At 56.0% G+C, this 18,244-nt stretch carries 13 protein-coding genes; 6 read left to right on the forward strand and 7 right to left on the reverse strand.

The annotated features are described in order from the left end of the window. Nucleotides 1-11 precede the first annotated feature (11 nt). The 3 genes from HCK03_RS22055 (at nt 12) to speD (ending at nt 2,205) form a co-directional block, all read left to right on the forward strand. A complete protein-coding gene (locus HCK03_RS22055; RefSeq protein ID WP_071845001.1) occupies nt 12-359 on the forward strand; it encodes a YacC family pilotin-like protein in 348 nt (115 codons plus the stop codon). Nucleotides 360-526: 167 nt separating this feature from the next. Then, a complete protein-coding gene (speE, locus tag HCK03_RS22060; RefSeq protein ID WP_041144080.1) occupies nt 527-1,396 on the forward strand; it encodes a polyamine aminopropyltransferase in 870 nt (289 codons plus the stop codon). Between the two features lie 14 nt (nt 1,397-1,410). Continuing rightward, the gene (gene speD, locus HCK03_RS22065; RefSeq protein ID WP_041144079.1) at nt 1,411-2,205 is read left to right on the forward strand and encodes an adenosylmethionine decarboxylase; all 795 of its coding nucleotides are present in this window, start codon (nt 1,411-1,413) and stop codon (nt 2,203-2,205) included. A gap of 32 nt (nt 2,206-2,237) precedes the next feature. On the opposite strand, the gene yacL is transcribed toward speD, so the two are convergent. Next, nucleotides 2,238-2,600, reverse strand: coding sequence for a protein YacL (gene yacL / locus HCK03_RS22070; RefSeq protein WP_041144078.1), 363 nt, complete (start codon nt 2,598-2,600; stop codon nt 2,238-2,240). A gap of 184 nt (nt 2,601-2,784) precedes the next feature. Beyond that, nucleotides 2,785-5,382: a bifunctional aconitate hydratase 2/2-methylisocitrate dehydratase gene (gene acnB, locus HCK03_RS22075; RefSeq protein ID WP_115193555.1), complete on the reverse strand. Its 2,598-nt coding sequence runs from the start codon at nt 5,380-5,382 to the stop codon at nt 2,785-2,787. A gap of 456 nt (nt 5,383-5,838) precedes the next feature. Between acnB and HCK03_RS22080 the strand changes: the two genes are divergently transcribed. Further along, nucleotides 5,839-7,455: a DUF3300 domain-containing protein gene (locus HCK03_RS22080; RefSeq protein WP_167692191.1), complete on the forward strand. Its 1,617-nt coding sequence runs from the start codon at nt 5,839-5,841 to the stop codon at nt 7,453-7,455. A 10-nt stretch (nt 7,456-7,465) separates the two neighbouring features. Next, entirely contained in the window at nt 7,466-8,287 is an 822-nt protein-coding gene (locus tag HCK03_RS22085) for a DUF2950 family protein (protein WP_167692192.1), read from the forward strand. A 20-nt stretch (nt 8,288-8,307) separates the two neighbouring features. On the opposite strand, the gene HCK03_RS22090 is transcribed toward HCK03_RS22085, so the two are convergent. From HCK03_RS22090 to pdhR, 5 genes are all read right to left on the reverse strand, one after another. Then, nucleotides 8,308-8,592: a hypothetical protein gene (locus tag HCK03_RS22090; protein ID WP_041144074.1), complete on the reverse strand. Its 285-nt coding sequence runs from the start codon at nt 8,590-8,592 to the stop codon at nt 8,308-8,310. 162 nt (nt 8,593-8,754) lie between these two features. Next, a complete protein-coding gene (lpdA, locus tag HCK03_RS22095; protein WP_041147519.1) occupies nt 8,755-10,179 on the reverse strand; it encodes a dihydrolipoyl dehydrogenase in 1,425 nt (474 codons plus the stop codon). Nucleotides 10,180-10,504: 325 nt separating this feature from the next. Further along, the gene (gene aceF / locus HCK03_RS22100; protein ID WP_045859856.1) at nt 10,505-12,397 is read right to left on the reverse strand and encodes a pyruvate dehydrogenase complex dihydrolipoyllysine-residue acetyltransferase; all 1,893 of its coding nucleotides are present in this window, start codon (nt 12,395-12,397) and stop codon (nt 10,505-10,507) included. A gap of 14 nt (nt 12,398-12,411) precedes the next feature. Continuing rightward, nucleotides 12,412-15,075, reverse strand: coding sequence for a pyruvate dehydrogenase (acetyl-transferring), homodimeric type (gene aceE, locus HCK03_RS22105; RefSeq protein ID WP_041144072.1), 2,664 nt, complete (start codon nt 15,073-15,075; stop codon nt 12,412-12,414). Between the two features lie 241 nt (nt 15,076-15,316). Then, on the reverse strand, nt 15,317-16,096 hold the full coding sequence (gene pdhR / locus HCK03_RS22110) for a pyruvate dehydrogenase complex transcriptional repressor PdhR (RefSeq protein WP_041144071.1): 780 nt from the start codon (nt 16,094-16,096) through the stop codon (nt 15,317-15,319). A 643-nt stretch (nt 16,097-16,739) separates the two neighbouring features. Between pdhR and aroP the strand changes: the two genes are divergently transcribed. Further along, nucleotides 16,740-18,113: an aromatic amino acid transporter AroP gene (gene aroP, locus HCK03_RS22115; RefSeq protein ID WP_167692193.1), complete on the forward strand. Its 1,374-nt coding sequence runs from the start codon at nt 16,740-16,742 to the stop codon at nt 18,111-18,113. The last annotated feature ends 131 nt before the right edge of the window (nt 18,114-18,244 follow it).

Here is an 18,244-nt window from a genome sequence, read left to right on the forward strand (position 1 = left end):
TGGTAAACAAAATGAAGACGCTTTGCAGAACACTAGTGCTCGGCAGCCTGCTTGCACTATCCGCCAATAGCTACGCGTTAAGCGAGTCGGAAGCGGAAGATATGGCTGATTTAACAGCGGTATTTGTTTTTCTGAAAAACGACTGCGGTTACCAGAACCTGCCTAATACCCAGATCCGTCGCGCGCTGGTCTTTTTTGCTCAACAGAATCAATGGGATCTGAGCAACTACGACAGCTTTAATATGAAAGCGCTCGGCGAAGACAGCTACCGCGATCTCAGCGGCATCAAGATTTCGACCACCAAAAAATGTAAAGCGCTGGCGCGCGATTCGTTAAGCCTGCTGGCTTACGTTAAATAACGTCGCCGCCATAAAATATCGGTCAGCTTATCGCCTTCATTTTCAGGCGTATTCGCCCGCGCGCGCATTGCTGAAATATCCGCCGTGCATCCTCATCTATAGTTGGCTATGATGTTGCGCTCGTTTTTTACGGGTGTAACAGATGTTAACAAAGGAGGAATCAATCCGTGGCCGATAGCAAACTGTGGCATGAAACACTGCACGACCATTTTGGTCAGTATTTTACCGTTGATAACGTGCTGTATCACGAGAAGACCGATCATCAGGATTTGATCATTTTTGACAACGCCGCCTTTGGCCGCGTGATGGCGCTGGACGGCGTGGTGCAAACCACCGAGCGCGATGAGTTTATCTATCATGAAATGATGACCCACGTTCCGCTGCTGGCCCACGGCCAGGCGAAGCACGTGCTGATCATCGGCGGCGGCGACGGCGCCATGCTGCGCGAAGTCTCCCGTCATCCGCATATCGAAACGATCACGATGGTTGAGATTGACGCGGGCGTGGTCTCTTTCTGCCGTCAGTACCTGCCAAACCACAGCGCCGGCGCCTACGACGATCCGCGCTTTACGCTGGTTATCGACGACGGCGTCAATTTTGTTAACCAGACGACGCAAACGTTTGACGTCATCATCTCCGACTGCACCGACCCCATCGGTCCCGGCGAGAGCCTGTTCACCTCGGCGTTCTATGCCGGCTGTAAGCGCTGCCTGAACCCCGGCGGGATCTTTGTCGCCCAGAACGGCGTGAGCTTTCTGCAGCAGGATGAAGCCGTCGACAGCCACCGCAAGCTGGGCCACTACTTCAGCGACGTCAGCTTCTATCAGGCAGCGGTGCCCACCTATTACGGCGGCATCATGACCTTCGCCTGGGCGACGGACAATGACGCGCTGCGCCATCTTTCCAGCGAAATTATCCAGGCGCGCTTCCACAAAGCAAACCTCAAGTGCCGCTATTACAACCCGGCAATTCATACGGCGGCATTCGCCCTACCGCAATATCTGCTGGATGCGCTGTCCGTCAGCGATCTTAAATAAGGGGGTGAACTAAATTGAAAAAATTGAAGCTGCACGGCTTTAACAACCTGACCAAGAGCCTGAGTTTTTGCATTTACGATATCTGCTACGCCAAAACGGCGGCAGAGCGCGACGGCTATATCGCCTATATCGATGAACTCTACAATGCCAACCGCCTGACCGAGATTTTGTCCGAGACGTGCTCGATAATCGGCGCCAATATTCTGAATATCGCGCGCCAGGATTATGAGCCGCAGGGCGCCAGCGTCACTATTCTGGTCAGTGAAGAACCGATTGACCCGCAGCTTATCGATCAAAGCGAGCATCCTGGCCCGCTGCCGGAAACCGTGGTCGCCCATCTCGATAAAAGCCATATCTGCGTCCATACCTACCCGGAAAGCCATCCCGAGGGCGGGCTCTGTACCTTCCGCGCTGATATTGAAGTATCAACCTGCGGCGTCATTTCGCCGCTGAAGGCGCTGAACTACCTTATCCACCAGCTGGAATCCGATATCGTCACCATTGACTACCGCGTTCGCGGCTTTACGCGTGATATCAACGGGATGAAGCACTTTATCGATCATGAAATTAACTCAATACAGAACTTCATGTCCGACGACATCAAGTCGCTGTATGACATGGTGGACGTCAACGTGTACCAGGAGAATATCTTCCACAGCAAGATGCTGCTGAAAGAGTTCGACCTGAAGCACTACATGTTCCATACCAGGCCGGAAGATTTAAGCGAAGAGGAGCGCAGGGTCATTACCGATCTGCTGTGGAAGGAAATGCGCGAGATTTACTACGCGCGCAATATTCCGGCGGTGTAGAGCGTTGGCGGAGCACGGAGGCTCCGCCGGGTTCAGCGCTGTTGCACAAACTCGCGGTAGGCGGCAACGACCTGCAGAAAGTCTTCGACGCCGCAGAGGGAGAAGCTCTCTTCGTCGTAGTAGCTCATCCCTTCTTCAATTTCATCGCCGGAAATCTCCAGCTGGTTAGCGCGAATCATGACCTCCTCGCCGTCTAACCATAACGTGTACTCATGCCCGGCACGCTGCCATGAGCGCTCGCTGCCTTTTACGGTACGCGCGGCCTGTTCCACTTCGTCCAGCAGGGCGAGATTATCCTTCACCTCTTCATTAAACCAGTGCCCCACCACTTCGTGGCCCATCGCCATCCGCACCTTTACCGCTCCGGTAATATCGCGCAGAAATTCGTAATCCATAGTCTCTTCCTCTGCAAGGGCAATGCGTCACGCTGCACTGTACCCATAGCGTAATTATCGCAGCACCGGGGAAGAAAAAAAGCGTAGGGGATGAAGGATTGGAAATAAAAATGCCCGGTGACGCAATGTTCACCGGGCACTGGAGACTTTACAGCCAGTTCGTCAGGCGAGCTGACGCGTGACCTTATACCGCAGTCTGGAAAATAACCCCATCCGCTTTCTCAGTGTACTGATCCAGCTGGTTGAAGTTCAGGTAGCGGTAGGTATCCGCTGCCGTCTGATCGACCTGAGCGACGAAGGTCTGGTACTCCTCCGGCGTCGGCAGCTTGCCGAGCAGTGAAGCCACGGCCGCCAGCTCAGCGGAAGCCAGGTAGACGTTCGCGCCGGTCCCCAGACGGTTCGGGAAGTTACGGGTTGAGGTGGAAACCACCGTCGCACCGTCGGCTACGCGCGCCTGGTTGCCCATGCACAGGGAGCAGCCCGGGATTTCGATACGCGCGCCGCTCTTACCAAAGACGCTGTAGTAGCCTTCTTCGGTCAGCTGAGCCGCATCCATACGGGTTGGCGGAGCCACCCACAGGCGGGTCGGCAGCTGGCCTTTATGGTTATCCAGCAGCTTACCTGCGGCACGGAAGTGGCCGATGTTGGTCATACAGGAGCCGATAAAGACTTCGTCGATCTTCTCACCCTGAACGTCGGACAGCAGACGAGCGTCGTCCGGATCGTTCGGTGCGCAGAGGATCGGCTCTTTGATATCCGCCAGATCGATGTCGATAACCGCGGCATATTCCGCATCCGCATCGGCTTCGAGCAGCTGCGGATCCGCCAGCCATTTTTCCATCCCCTGAACGCGACGCTCCAGGGTGCGGCGATCGCCATAACCTTCGGCAATCATCCACTTCAGCAGCACGATGTTGGAGTTCAGATACTCAACGATCGGCGCCTGGTTCAGCTTGATGGTACAGCCGGCTGCAGAACGCTCGGCGGAGGCGTCGGTGAGCTCAAACGCCTGCTCAACTTTCAGATCCGGCAGGCCTTCGATTTCCAGAATGCGTCCGGAGAAGATGTTTTTCTTCCCTTTCTTCTCAACGGTCAGCAGGCCCTGCTTGATGGCGTACAGCGGGATGGCGTGAACCAGATCGCGCAGGGTGATCCCCGGCTGCATCTTCCCTTTGAAGCGCACCAGCACGGATTCCGGCATATCCAGCGGCATGACGCCGGTGGCAGCCGCAAACGCGACCAGACCAGAGCCCGCCGGGAAGGAGATACCGATCGGGAAACGAGTATGGGAGTCCCCGCCGGTACCGACGGTGTCCGGCAGCAGCATACGGTTCAGCCACGAGTGGATAACGCCATCGCCCGGACGCAGAGAGACGCCGCCGCGGTTCATAATGAAGTCAGGCAGAGTATGGTGCGTGGTCACGTCGACCGGCTTCGGATAGGCCGCGGTATGGCAGAAGGACTGCATCACCAGGTCCGTAGAGAAGCCCAGGCACGCCAGGTCTTTCAGCTCGTCACGAGTCATCGGACCGGTGGTATCCTGGGAGCCAACGGAGGTCATCTTCGGCTCACAGTAGGCGCCAGGACGAATACCGGTTACGCCACAGGCGCGGCCAACCATTTTTTGCGCCAGCGAGTAGCCGCTGGTGCTTTCGGCAACGTCTTTCGCCTGACGGAAGGCCGTGCTGTGCGGCAGACCCAGGGCGTCGCGCGCGCGAGTCGTCAGGCCACGACCGATAATCAGCGGAATACGGCCACCGGCGCGGACTTCATCGATCAGTACGTCGGTTTTCAGCTCGAAGGTCGCCAGCAGCGCATCGGTTTCGTGGTTACGCACTTCGCCTTTGAACGGGTAAACGTCGATAACGTCGCCCATATTCAGGTCGTTGACGTCAACTTCAATCGGTAGCGCGCCCGCATCTTCCATAGTGTTAAAAAAGATTGGTGCAATTTTGCCGCCAAGGCACAGACCGCCGCCGCGCTTGTTCGGCACGTTCGGGATATCGTCGCCCATAAACCACAGCACCGAGTTAGTGGCGGATTTACGCGAAGAGCCGGTACCGACAACGTCGCCAACGTAGGCCAGCGGGAAGCCTTTTTTCTGCAGCGCTTCAATTTGCTTGATCGGGCCAACCGAACCCGGCTGATCCGGATCGATGCCTTCACGGGCGTTTTTCAGCATCGCCAGCGCGTGCAGAGGGATATCCGGGCGGGACCACGCGTCCGGCGCCGGGGAAAGGTCATCGGTGTTCGTTTCACCGGTAACTTTGAAAACGGTCACGGTGATTTTTTCCGCCAGCGGCGGGCGGCTCAGGAACCACTCGGCGTCAGCCCAGGACTGCATCACCTGCTTAGCGTATTCGTTACCTGCTTTCGCTTTCTCTTCTACATCGTAGAAGTTATCAAACATCAGCAGCGTATGGGACAGCGCTTTCGCGGCAATCGGAGCCAGTTTGGCATCGTCCAGCGCGTCAATCAGCGGATGAATGTTGTAACCACCCTGCATGGTGCCCAGCAGTTCAACGGCTTTTTCAGGGGTAACCAGTGGGGAGGTCGCTTCACCTTTGGTGATGGCGGCAAGGAATCCGGCTTTAACGTAGGCGGCTTCGTCGACGCCCGGCGGTACGCGGTTAATTAACAGGTCTAACAGGAATTCTTCTTCACCCGCTGGCGGGTTTTTCAGCAGTTCTACCAGCGCGGCCATTTGGGTTGCATCTAAGGGTTTGGCAACAATCCCAACGGCTGCACGCTCAGCTACGTGCTTACGGTATTCTTCTAGCACGACGGTTCTCCTCGCTCTCATTGTAAAATGCGGTAGGCGATTCTCTTCACGCTCCTGTGAGACAGCAGTTTGTAGGGTAAATGCCCGATACCGCGTCGGCAGCATAGCAGGATTTAGGGGAGGTGTTAATCTGTTTACAAAAAAGCAACATTAAAAATTAGCTGAATCGTTAAGGGCAGGATTTTACAGGCTTTACGAACATTTCCCGGTATATATCCCCTGAATAATTCGCCTAACCGGGCCCCAGTGCCAGCCTGAACAGACCCGCCGGAGCGATTCTTCGGCCCGCATCGCCGGCGGCGGATAACGGCGATAAATTTAATTCTGTTACAGATAACCTCCCGCAATCCCAACAATAATCAAAAACAGAAAATTGCTCTGCATATACTCCTTCGGAAACGCTATTTTCGGCGATACTCAGTGGATACGGGCCAAATTATTGTGCCGGGAGCTAACATGACACGACTTTTTAAACCCCACGTCATTGCGTTAATTTGCAGCGCGGGGATTTTAGCCGCCGCGGGTACCCTGTACCTGAAAAGCCGCGTACCACAGCCGATAGCCGAGGCGTCAGCGGAGGTTCAGCCGGCCGCACCGGCGGCTCCTGCTGCAACCCCAACGCCTGCGGCACCCGCCGCGCAGCCGGTGACCACCACCTACACCCGGGCGCAGATCGATCAATGGGTTGCCCCCGTCGCGCTCTATCCCGACAACCTGCTGTCGCAGGTGCTGATGGCATCAACCTATCCCGGCAACGTGATACAGGCCGTGCAGTGGTCGCAGGATAATCCCTCCATGCAGGGCGACGCGGCGGTTCAGGCGGTGGCGGGCCAGCCCTGGGACCCGAGCGTCAAATCGCTCGTCGCCTTCCCGGCCCTGCTCGCGCTGATGGGCGAGAATCCGCCGTGGGTTGAGAACCTCGGCGATGCTTTTTTAGCGCAGCCGCATGACGTGATGGATTCGGTGCAGCGGCTGCGGGCGCTTGCCCAGCAGACCGGCAGCCTGAAATCGACGCCGCAGCAGAAAGTGACCACCGCCAACGCCTCCGCGCCGGCCTCCTCTGCGGCAACCTCATCCTCCTCCGCGGGGAGTCAGGCCGCACCTGCCCCGACGCAGATTATCAAAATTGAATCGACCGACCCAAACGTGGTGTACGTTCCAACCTATAACCCGTCGACCGTATACGGCAGCTGGCCCAATACGGCCTATCCGCCGGTCTATTTGCCGCCGCCGCCCGGGGAGCAGTTTACCGACAGCTTCGTGAAGGGCTTCGGCTATAGCCTCGGCGTAGCGACGACCTGGGCGCTGTTTAGCAGCATCGACTGGGATCATGATGATGATTACCATCATGACAACGACTATAACCGCGGCTATTCCCACAATGGCGATAACATCAATATCAACGTCAATAACTTCAACCATATCACCGGCCAGAATCTGCCGGGCAACCGCACCGGCTGGCAGCATAATCCGGCCTATCGCGGCAATATCCCCTACCCGGATAACACCGTCTCCCAGCGTTTCCACCAGACCAACGTCGCCGGTGGTTTAAGCTCAACCCAGCAGCATCCGGCCGATCGTAACGAGCAGCGCCAGGCGGCCCTCACCCAGCTGCAGGAGCGAAGCGGCCCGGCAGCCAGCGAAAGAATCGCGAATACCTCTTCCCGCGATGCCCAGCGCCAGGCGGCCTCGCAGCAGCTGCATCAGGCCACCCAGCGCAGCAACTATCGCGGCTACGACCAGGCGCCTGCCGCGGCGATCAAAAGCGCGCGGCAGAACCCAACGCCACAGCAGCAGCAGCGTCGCGAGACCGCAAAAACCCGCGCGCAGCACCCCACCGAACAGCAGCAGCAGCGCCGCACGCAGATCAAGTCGGCGACGCCGGAGCAGCGCCAGCACAGGGCGAGCAGCCTGCGGGCCAACGCCCTCAGCGGCAATGAAAGCCGCTCCCCCTCCTGGCAATCCCAGCAGGCGCGTGGGCAGCAAAGTCGTACCGCCTCTAACCTGAACAGCGGGCAGCGCGCTGCGGTCAGAGAGCACCGCGCCGAACACCCTGAAATTCGCCGTCGCTGAGGATAAGCAGATGAAAAAACAATTACGGATGGCTCTGCTGGCGCTGGCAGTCTCCCCGCTGATGGCGCTGGCGCAGCAGCAGTTCTCCACTCCGGAGCTGGCAGCCAACGCGCTGGCCGAGGCCCTTGGGCAAAATAACGATTCGGCGCTCACCGCCCTGCTCGGCGATAGCTGGCAGCAGTTTTTGCCACCGGAAGGTATCGATCCGGACGCCGTCGCCCGCTTCCAGCGCGACTGGAAGATTAGCCACCGCATCGTCCAGCAGGCGGATACGGCCTGGCTCGACGTCGGGAGCGAAGCCTGGCGACTGCCCGTTCCGATGGTCAAGAGCAGCGAGGGCTGGCACTTTGACATGGCGGCCGGCGAAGATGAAATCCTGACCCGCGCGATCGGCCGTAATGAGCTCGCCGCGATCCAGGCGATGCATGCCTACGTCGACGCGCAGCAGGATTTTTACCAGCTGAACCATACCTGGGCTAAGAAAATCATCAGCAGTCCCGGCAAGAAAGATGGTCTCTACTGGCCCACCTCTCCCGGTGAAGCCCCCAGCCCGCTGGGGCCAGCCTTTAGCCCCGTGGAGCCGGGCGCGGGCTATCACGGCTATCATTTCCGCATGATTCACGACGAAGCCAGCCAGGGAGAAGCGCTGCTGGCGTGGCCGGTCGCGTGGGGGGAAACCGGGGTGATGAGCTTTATGATCGATCGTCGCGATCGGGTGTATCAGGCAAATTTAGGCGAGAACACTGCGGACCAGGCCTGGGGGATAGTGAAGTTTGCGCCAGATAGCCGCTGGCAGGCGCTGGAGCATCAGGAAGAGCGCCCGGCGCCGTAAGATAGCGCCGGGCGGGTTATTTAGCCCTGATGAGGCATCAGCTGCGGGTAGCCGCTAAATGCCGGCTTCGTGCTGCTCAGTGCGGCTTCATCGCCCTGGATGCTGCCCGAGTTCGCCGCCCAAACGCCTTCGCTCGTTTTGCTCACCATTTGATGCTGGGCGTTCAGATTTTGGCCCATCGCCGCAATGTGCGTCCCCTCAGTGCCGCCGCTGTTATCCGCCCAGGGCACCGCAGGATCGGCCGCGCAGGCGATGCCGGAAGCCAGCGTTGCCGCCAGCAGAGTCGTTGTTAAAAAGAGTTTCATAACCCACCTCGCTTATAATTAACTACCTATAAGTTTAGTGAGTAACTAGTTTCAAAGTGTTGATAAGATATGGCGGGTTATTAACGCAGACACAGATCTAAACATCAGGCATAAAAAAAGCGGCTCACAGAGCCGCTTATGCTTTTTGCCGGAAAGAAAAAGTTACTTTTTCTTCGCTTTCGCGTTCGGCAGGTCGGTGATGCTACCTTCGAAGACTTCTGCCGCCAGGCCAACGGACTCGTGCAGAGTCGGGTGCGCGTGGATGGTCAGAGCGATGTCTTCTGCGTCACAGCCCATTTCGATAGCCAGACCGATCTCACCCAGCAGCTCGCCGCCGTTAGTACCGACAATCGCGCCGCCGATAACACGGTGGGTCTCTTTGTCGAAGATCAGTTTGGTCATACCGTCTGCACAATCGGAAGCGATCGCACGGCCGGATGCTGCCCACGGGAAGGTGGCAGTTTCGTAGCTGATGCCTTTCTCTTTCGCTTCTTTCTCGGTCAGACCAACCCAGGCAACTTCCGGTTCGGTATAGGCGATTGACGGGATCACTTTCGGGTCGAAGTAGTGCTTCAGGCCAGAAATAACTTCTGCGGCAACGTGACCTTCGTGAACGCCTTTGTGCGCCAGCATCGGCTGACCCACGATATCGCCGATAGCGAAGATGTGCGGTACGTTGGTACGCAGTTGCTTATCAACGCGGATGAAGCCGCGTTCGTCAACTTCAACACCGGCTTTGCCCGCATCGAGGTTTTTACCGTTCGGCACGCGGCCGATAGCCACCAGCACGGCGTCGTAACGCTGCGCTTCAGCCGGGGCTTTTTTGCCTTCCATGGAAACGTAGATGCCGTCTTCTTTTGCTTCAACGGCGGTCACTTTGGTTTCCAGCATCAGGTTGAACTTCTTGCTGATGCGTTTAGTGAAGACTTTCACCACGTCTTTATCGGCGGCCGGGATAACCTGGTCGAACATTTCAACCACGTCAATCTCTGAACCCAGCGCATGGTAAACGGTACCCATTTCCAGACCGATGATACCGCCACCCATAACCAGCAGGCGCTTAGGTACGGATTTCAGTTCGAGGGCGTCGGTGGAGTCCCACACGCGCGGATCTTCATGCGGAATGAACGGCAGTTCGATCGGACGGGAACCCGCCGCGATGATTGCGTTGTCGAAGTTGATCACGGTTTTGCCGTTTTCGCCTTCAACTTCCAGGGTGTTAGCCCCGGTAAATTTACCCAGACCGTTTACCACTTTCACTTTACGGCCTTTGGCCATACCGGCCAGACCGCCGGTCAGTTGGGTGATAACTTTCTCTTTCCAGGTACGAATTTTGTCGATATCGGTTTTCGGCTCACCGAAAACAATACCGTGATCGGCCAGCGCTTTCGCTTCTTCGATAACTTTAGCAACGTGCAGCAGCGCTTTAGAAGGGATACAGCCGACGTTCAGACAAACACCGCCCAGGGTGCTGTAACGTTCGACGATGACGGTTTCCAGACCTAAGTCAGCGCAACGGAAGGCAGCAGAATAACCTGCGGGACCAGCCCCAAGTACCACGACCTGAGTTTTGATTTCAGTACTCATCATGACCTCTGTAGTTAGTATCCGGCGGTCATACCCGTCGTCTTTCAGGCCGCAACTGCGTTCGCTTCACGCCTTCACCCCAGCCACTTACTTGAGTAAGCTCCTGGGGATTCTGGCGCTTGCTGCCTTGCTGCATCCAGAAATCCATAGGGTATGTATATTAATACCCTTATATCCACCGGGACGTTCTATCCGCCTGCATTTTACAAAATTGTTAACAATTTTGAAACAACAAACGGCAAACGATTTTGTCCTTTATTGCTGATAACCCCAAAACGCACGAGAGATTACCAGAAAAAAGCCGGCCGTCAGGCCGGCTTTTCGCTTACATCACCAGGCGGCGAATATCGCTCAGGGTGTTGTTGATGATGGTAATAAAGCGAGCACCATCAGCACCGTCGATCACGCGGTGGTCGAAGGACAGAGAGATCGGCATCATCAGACGCGGAACGAACTCTTTACCATTCCATACCGGTTCCATCGCGGATTTGGACACACCGAGGATAGCCACTTCCGGCGCGTTAACAATCGGCGCGAAGTGGGTGGTACCCAGGCCGCCGATGCTGGAGATGGTAAAGCAACCGCCCTGCATTTCGCCAGCTGTCAGCTTACCGTCACGCGCTTTCTTAGAGATCACCGTCAGTTCACGGGACAGCTCGGTAATGCTCTTCTTGTTCACGTCCTTGAAGACCGGAACAACCAGACCATTAGGCGTATCAACCGCTACACCGATGTTGATGTACTTTTTCAGCGTCAGACGCTGCGCATCTTCGGACAGGGAGCTGTTGAAGCGAGGCATCTGCTCAAGCGCAGCGGCAACCGCTTTCATGATGAAGACCACCGGGGTGAATTTCACGTCCAGCTTACGCTTCTCAGCTTCCGCGTTCTGCTGCTTACGGAACGCTTCCAGGTCAGTGATGTCGGTTTTGTCGAAGTGCGTAACGTGCGGGATCATCACCCAGTTACGGCTCAGGTTAGCACCAGAGATTTTCTGGATACGGCCCAGCTCAACTTCTTCAACTTCACCAAACTTGCTGAAGTCCACTTTCGGCCACGGCAGCATGCCCGGGATACCGCCGCCGGTAGCGGCAGCAGGCGCAGACTCAGCGCGCTTAACGGCATCTTTCACGTAGGCCTGAACGTCTTCGCGCAGGATGCGGCCTTTACGACCGGAGCCTTTCACTTTCGCCAGGTTCACGCCAAATTCGCGCGCCAGGCGGCGGATCAGCGGAGTCGCGTGGACGTAAGCGTCGTTCTCAGCGAACTCGGATTTACCTTCAGCTTTCGCCGCAGGGGCCGCCGCTTTCGCAGCCGGAGCCGGTGCAGCCGCTGCAGGTGCCGGAGCAGCTGCCGCCGGAGCCGCAGCTGGCGCCGCGCCTTCAACTTCGAAGACCATAATCAGCGAGCCGGTAGAGACTTTGTCGCCGGTGCTGATTTTGATCTCTTTCACGGTACCCGCGAACGGGGCCGGAACTTCCATAGAGGCTTTGTCGCCCTCTACGGTGATCAGTGACTGTTCAGCGGCAACTTTGTCGCCCACTTTCACCATCACTTCGGTCACTTCAACTTCGTCACCGCCGATATCCGGTACGTTAACGTCTTTCGCGCCAGCCGGTGCCGCTGCCGCCGGAGCGGCCGCCTGTGCCGGTGCTGCTGCCGCTGCGGCAGGTGCTGCACCCGCCACTTCGAAGACCATGATCAGCGAGCCGGTGGAGACTTTGTCGCCAGCGCTAATTTTGATCTCTTTCACGGTACCCGCGAACGGTGCCGGGACTTCCATTGACGCTTTGTCGCCTTCAACGGTAATCAGAGACTGTTCAGCCGTAACGGTGTCGCCCACTTTAACCATGATCTCGGTGACTTCTACTTCGTCGCCGCCGATGTCAGGCACGTGTACGTCTTTCGCCGCGGCCGCAGCCGGTGCAGCGGCCGGAGCTGGCGCTGCTGCTTTCTCTTCCTGCGCAGGTGCAGCGGCTGCTGCACCATCGGCGGAATCGAAAATCATGATAAGTTTACCGGTCTCGGTTTTGTCGCCAACGGAGACTTTAATCTCTTTAACGACACCAGCCTGCGGAGACGGGACTTCCATAGAGGCTTTGTCACCCTCTACGGTGATCAGCGACTGTTCAGCTTCAACTTTGTCGCCAACTTTGACCAGGATTTCGGTGATTTCAACTTCATCTGCCCCGATATCCGGTACGTTGATTTCGATAGCCATTATTCTCTTACCTCTTACGCCAGACGCGGGTTAACTTTATCTGCATCGATGTTAAATTTGGCGATTGCTTCTGCCACAACTTTCTTATCGATTTCACCACGTTTAGCCAGTTCGCCCAGCGCCGCAACAACCACGTAGGAAGCATCGACTTCGAAGTGGTGACGCAGGTTTTCACGGCTGTCAGAGCGACCGAAGCCGTCGGTACCCAGTACGCGGTAATCATCAGCCGGTACATAGGTACGAACCTGCTCGGCGAACAGTTTCATATAGTCAGTAGACGCTACGGCCGGTGCGTCGTTCATCACCTGAGCGATGTACGGTACACGCGGGGTTTCCAGCGGGTGCAGCATGTTCCAACGCTCACAGTCCTGGCCATCGCGCGCCAGCTCGGTGAAGGAAGTTACGCTGTAGACGTCAGAACCGACGCCGTAGTCTTTCGCCAGAATCTCTGCTGCTTCACGCACGTGACGCAGGATAGAACCGGAGCCCAGCAGCTGAACTTTACCTTTGCTACCTTCGAGGGTGTCGAGTTTGTAGATACCTTTACGGATACCTTCCTCAGCACCTTCCGGCATTGCCGGCATGTGGTAGTTTTCGTTCAGCGTGGTGATGTAGTAGTAAACGTTCTCTTGTTTCTCACCGTACATACGCTCCAGGCCATCGTGCATGATGACGGCAACTTCGTACGCGTAAGACGGATCGTAAGAGATACAGTTCGGGATAGTCAGAGACTGAATATGGCTGTGACCATCTTCGTGCTGCAGACCTTCGCCGTTCAGCGTCGTACGACCGGAAGTACCACCAACCAGGAAGCCGCGAGCCTGCTGATCGCCTGCCTGCCAGCACAGGTCACCGATACGCTGGAACCCGAACATGGAGTAGTAGATGTAGAACGGGATCATCGGCAGGTTGTTGGTGCTGTAAGAGGTCGCAGCAGCCAGCCAGGATGCGCCGGCACCCAGTTCGTTGATACCTTCCTGCAGGATCTGACCTTTCTCGTCTTCTTTATAATAAGCAACCTGCTCACGGTCCTGCGGGGTGTACTGCTGACCGTTCGGGCTGTAGATACCAATCTGACGGAACAGGCCTTCCATACCAAAGGTACGCGCTTCATCGGCGATGATCGGCACCAGGCGGTCTTTAATGGACTTGTTCTTCAGCATCACGTTCAGGGCACGAACGAAGGCGATGGTGGTAGAAATCTCTTTGTTCTGCTCTTCCAGCAGCGGACCGAAATCTCCCAGGGTCGGCAGCTCCAGCTTCTCATCGAAGTTAGGCTGACGGGTCGGCAGGTAGCCGTGGAGTTTCTCACGCTGGGCGTGCAGATAGGTATGCTCTTCGGAACCTTCCGGGAAGGTCACGTACGGCAGTTTTTCGATATCAGCATCGGCAACCGGCACGTTGAAACGATCGCGGACGTAGCGTACGCCGTCCATGTTCATTTTCTTAACCTGGTGAGCGATGTTTTTACCTTCAGCGGTATCACCCATGCCGTAACCTTTGATGGTATGGGCCAGGATGACGGTAGCTTTGCCGGTGGTTTCCTGCGCTTTTTTCAGTGCAGCGAAGACTTTCTTCGGATCGTGACCACCGCGGTTCAGGGCCCAGATCTGCTCATCAGTCCAGTCGGCAACCAGCGCTGCGGTTTCCGGATATTTACCGAAGAAGTGCTCGCGTACGTAGGCACCGTCTTTGGATTTGAAGGTCTGGTAGTCGCCATCAACGGTTTCGTTCATCAGCTGAATCAGCTTACCGCTGGTGTCTTTACGCAGCAGCTCATCCCAGCGACCGCCCCAGATAACCTTGATAACGTTCCAGCCAGCACCGGCAAAGATGCCTTCCAGTTCGTTAATGATTTTGCCGTTACCGGTGACCGGGCCGTCCAGACGCTGCAGGTTGCAGTTGATGACGAAGACCAGGTTATCCAGTTTTTCACGGGTCGCGATGGTGATAGCGCCTTTAGATTCCGGCTCATCCATCTCGCCGTCGCCCAGGAAGGCGTAAACGGTTTGTTTGGAGGTATCTTTCAGGCCACGGTGTTCCAGATATTTCAGGAATTTAGCCTGGTAGATTGCACCGATTGGGCCCAGACCCATAGATACGGTCGGGAACTGCCAGAAGGTCGGCATCAGTTTCGGGTGCGGGTAGGAAGAGAGGCCTTTGCCATGTACTTCCTGACGGAAGTTGTTCATCTGCTCTTCAGTCAGACGACCTTCGAGGAACGCACGTGCGTAGACGCCCGGAGAGATGTGGCCCTGGAAGTAAACCAGGTCGCCGCCATCCTGCTCGTTGCGCGCACGGAAGAAGTGGTTAAAGCACACTTCATAGAAGGTCGCGGAGGACTGGAAGGAAGCCATGTGGCCGCCCAGCTCAAGATCCTTTTTCGATGCGCGCAGAACGGTCATGATGGCGTTCCAGCGAATCGCAGAACGAATTCGACGTTCCAGATCGAGATTCCCCGGGTATTCCGGTTCATCTTCAACGGCAATAGTGTTGACGTAACTGCCAGTAGATGTGCCAGCAGCAACCTTCACCCCGCCTTTGCGGGCTTCAGAAAGGAGTTGGTCAATCAGATACTGAGCGCGCTCAACACCTTCTTCACGGATGACCGATTCGATCGCCTGTAGCCAGTCGCGAGTTTCGATCGGATCCACGTCATTTGGTAAACGTTCTGACATGGGGGGTATTCCTTATCTATCTAATCGTTGATTAATCTGGAACCTGTCCCATTGCACTCTTTGTTCTTCATATTTCAGGTTATCTCTTTGTTGGCTGCGCTTCCTCACCCCGGCCACATAGTTAGCTATGCTCCCGGGGATTCGCGCGCTTGCCGCCGCGATATAACCCGAACTATTTGAACAACCAAAAGCACAATAAGACAGGTTCTGCGTTTAGTTGCCGCGCTCTAAAAAATGGCGCTTAAGAACCGGAGTTCTCATCTTTCCGTTGCTGTAAACGACGCAGTGAGCGTTCTCGACGACTCTCCTCACGGCTACGATCCAGCAAAATTTCTTCAATGAACGCCAGGTGTCGATGCGACGCTTCACGCGCCTGCTCCGGCTCCCCGGCGATTATCGCCTCGAAAATACGCGTGCGATGATTGCTGACCTGCGGGAGCATTTCCCGACGGGCGTACAACAATTCAAAGTTCTGGCGAACGTTTTGCTCCAGCATCGGCTCCATGCAGCGTAGCAGATGCAGCAGCACAACATTATGCGCTGCTTCGGTGACCGCAATTTGATACTGGACGACGGCATCGGATTCGGCATCCAGATCGCCGGACTGCTGAGCCCGTTCAATAGCCTGATGCAGCTCGCGAATACGTTCGCGGTCAGCATCATTGCTGCGCAGCGCCGCGTAATAAGCCGCGATGCCTTCAAGCGCGTGACGGGTTTCCAGCAGATCGAATTGGGATTCAGGGTGATCGGACAGGAGCTCTACCAGCGGGTCGCTGAAGCTCTGCCACAGGCTGCTCTGTACAAAAGTTCCACCGCCCTGGCGACGAAGCAACAGGCCCTTGGCTTCGAGGCGTTGAATCGCCTCACGCAGCGAGGGACGGGAAACGTCGAACTGTTTAGCCAGTTCGCGTTCAGGCGGGAGTTTTTCACCGGGGCGCAACGTCCCCTCAAGGATTAAAAACTCTAGCTGCTGCTCGATCACATCAGATAGTTTTGGTTGGCGGATTTTGCTGTAGGCCATATTCCCTGTCTCTGCCATTAGCCCGGAGTCAATTGGTCTTACCAATTCGCAGTTCGTAGCGGTAAAGTAACAAAGTATTCACCTTCTGTCCATACAGGTTTTGATTGAAATCAGTAAACCCGGCATATTTTAACAACCTTACAGAAATAACATTTCAGAATTGTAACTTCTCACAAATGATGTCTTTACCCCGTTGGAGGTAGCGTTAACTTTTATGAAACGTAAAACAGGCTATCTGAACCGATTCAACAGGCCAAAATGCGTCTTTATATTCAGTTTTATTGCATGGTTAGTCATTAAGGGTTAAAGGCGCCCATCGCAGCCCTATTTACAAATGGTTTCTTTTTGTTCGCTTCGTCATCATCCCTTCATAAAGCAGGTGCATTCGCCCGCACTTATCACTATTCTCCATGATACAAAAGGCCTTTTAGTGATTTTATATTTCGCCTTGCGTAAAGAAATTAATACAGAAACGGAATTTCATAATTACACAACACAATAATGTCGACGCTAAATCACGCATAACAGGGCTGGTCATCAACTCTCAGTAATAGGGATAGCTATGCTATCTGGCAGGGACCGACACTAAAGCAACAGCCTGAAGGATGAAGCGTAAACGCAAAATAACCACACACGAGGTTTCATGATGGAAGGTCAACAGCAAGGCGAGCGGCTAAAGCGCGGCCTGAAAAACCGCCATATACAGCTTATTGCTCTGGGCGGCGCTATCGGTACCGGCCTGTTTCTGGGCAGCGCGTCCGTTATCCAGTCAGCAGGTCCCGGTATTATCCTTGGCTATGCCATCGCCGGTTTTATTGCTTTTCTGATTATGCGCCAGCTCGGTGAGATGGTTGTGGAAGAGCCGGTGGCAGGCTCATTCAGTCATTTCGCCTATAAGTACTGGGGCGGTTTTGCCGGCTTTGCCTCCGGCTGGAACTACTGGGTGCTGTACGTTCTGGTCGCCATGGCGGAACTGACCGCGGTCGGAAAATACGTCCAGTTCTGGTGGCCCGAGATCCCAACCTGGGTTTCGGCAGCTATCTTCTTCGTTGCCATTAACGCCATCAACCTCACCAACGTGAAGGTCTTCGGCGAGATGGAGTTCTGGTTCGCCATTATTAAAGTCGTTGCCGTTGTGGCGATGATTCTGTTCGGCGGCTGGCTGCTGTTCAGCGGCAACGGCGGCCCGCAGGCAACCGTTCGTAACCTGTGGGATCAGGGCGGCTTCCTGCCGCACGGCTTCACCGGGCTGGTGATGATGATGGCCATCATCATGTTCTCGTTTGGCGGCCTGGAGCTGGTCGGGATCACCGCGGCGGAAGCGGATAACCCGGAGCAGAGCATTCCCAAAGCCACCAATCAGGTTATCTACCGTATTCTGATTTTTTATGTGGGCTCGCTGGCGGTACTGCTCTCTCTGCTGCCGTGGACCCGCGTGACCGCAGACACCAGCCCGTTTGTGCTGATCTTCCACGAGCTGGGGGATACCTTCGTTGCCAACGCGCTGAACGTGGTGGTTCTGACCGCCGCGCTGTCGGTCTATAACAGCTGCGTCTACTGCAACAGCCGGATGCTGTTTGGCCTTGCCCAGCAGGGCAACGCGCCGAAAGCGCTGATGAACGTCGACAAGCGCGGCGTACCGGTGAATACCATCCTGGTTTCCGCCGTGGTGACCGCGCTATGCGTGCTGATTAACTACCTCGCCCCTGAATCAGCGTTTGGTCTGCTGATGGCGCTGGTTGTCTCTGCCCTGGTGATTAACTGGGCGATGATCAGCCTGGCGCACATTAAGTTCCGTCGGGCAAAGCAGCAGCAGGGTGCGGTTTCCCGCTTCCCGGCCCTGTTCTACCCGGTCGGTAACTGGATCTGCCTGCTGTTCATGGCCGCAGTGCTGGTCATCATGCTGATCACCCCGGGCATGGCGATTTCCGTCTACCTGATCCCGGTGTGGATTGCCGTTCTCGGCGTCGGCTACCTGCTCAAACAGAGAAATGCCAGCGCCGTAAAAGCACATTAATACATCTCCAAACTCTGTGCCCGCCGCATCGTTGCGGGCACAGAGCACTGTTACCCACCTCACACTTCCCCTGCATCAGTCGTTTTGTCCATATCGTTAACCTGATACTGCAACGCATTTAACAACATATC

This window comes from Klebsiella terrigena, from assembly GCF_012029655.1.
GTDB lineage: Bacteria > Pseudomonadota > Gammaproteobacteria > Enterobacterales > Enterobacteriaceae > Klebsiella > Klebsiella terrigena.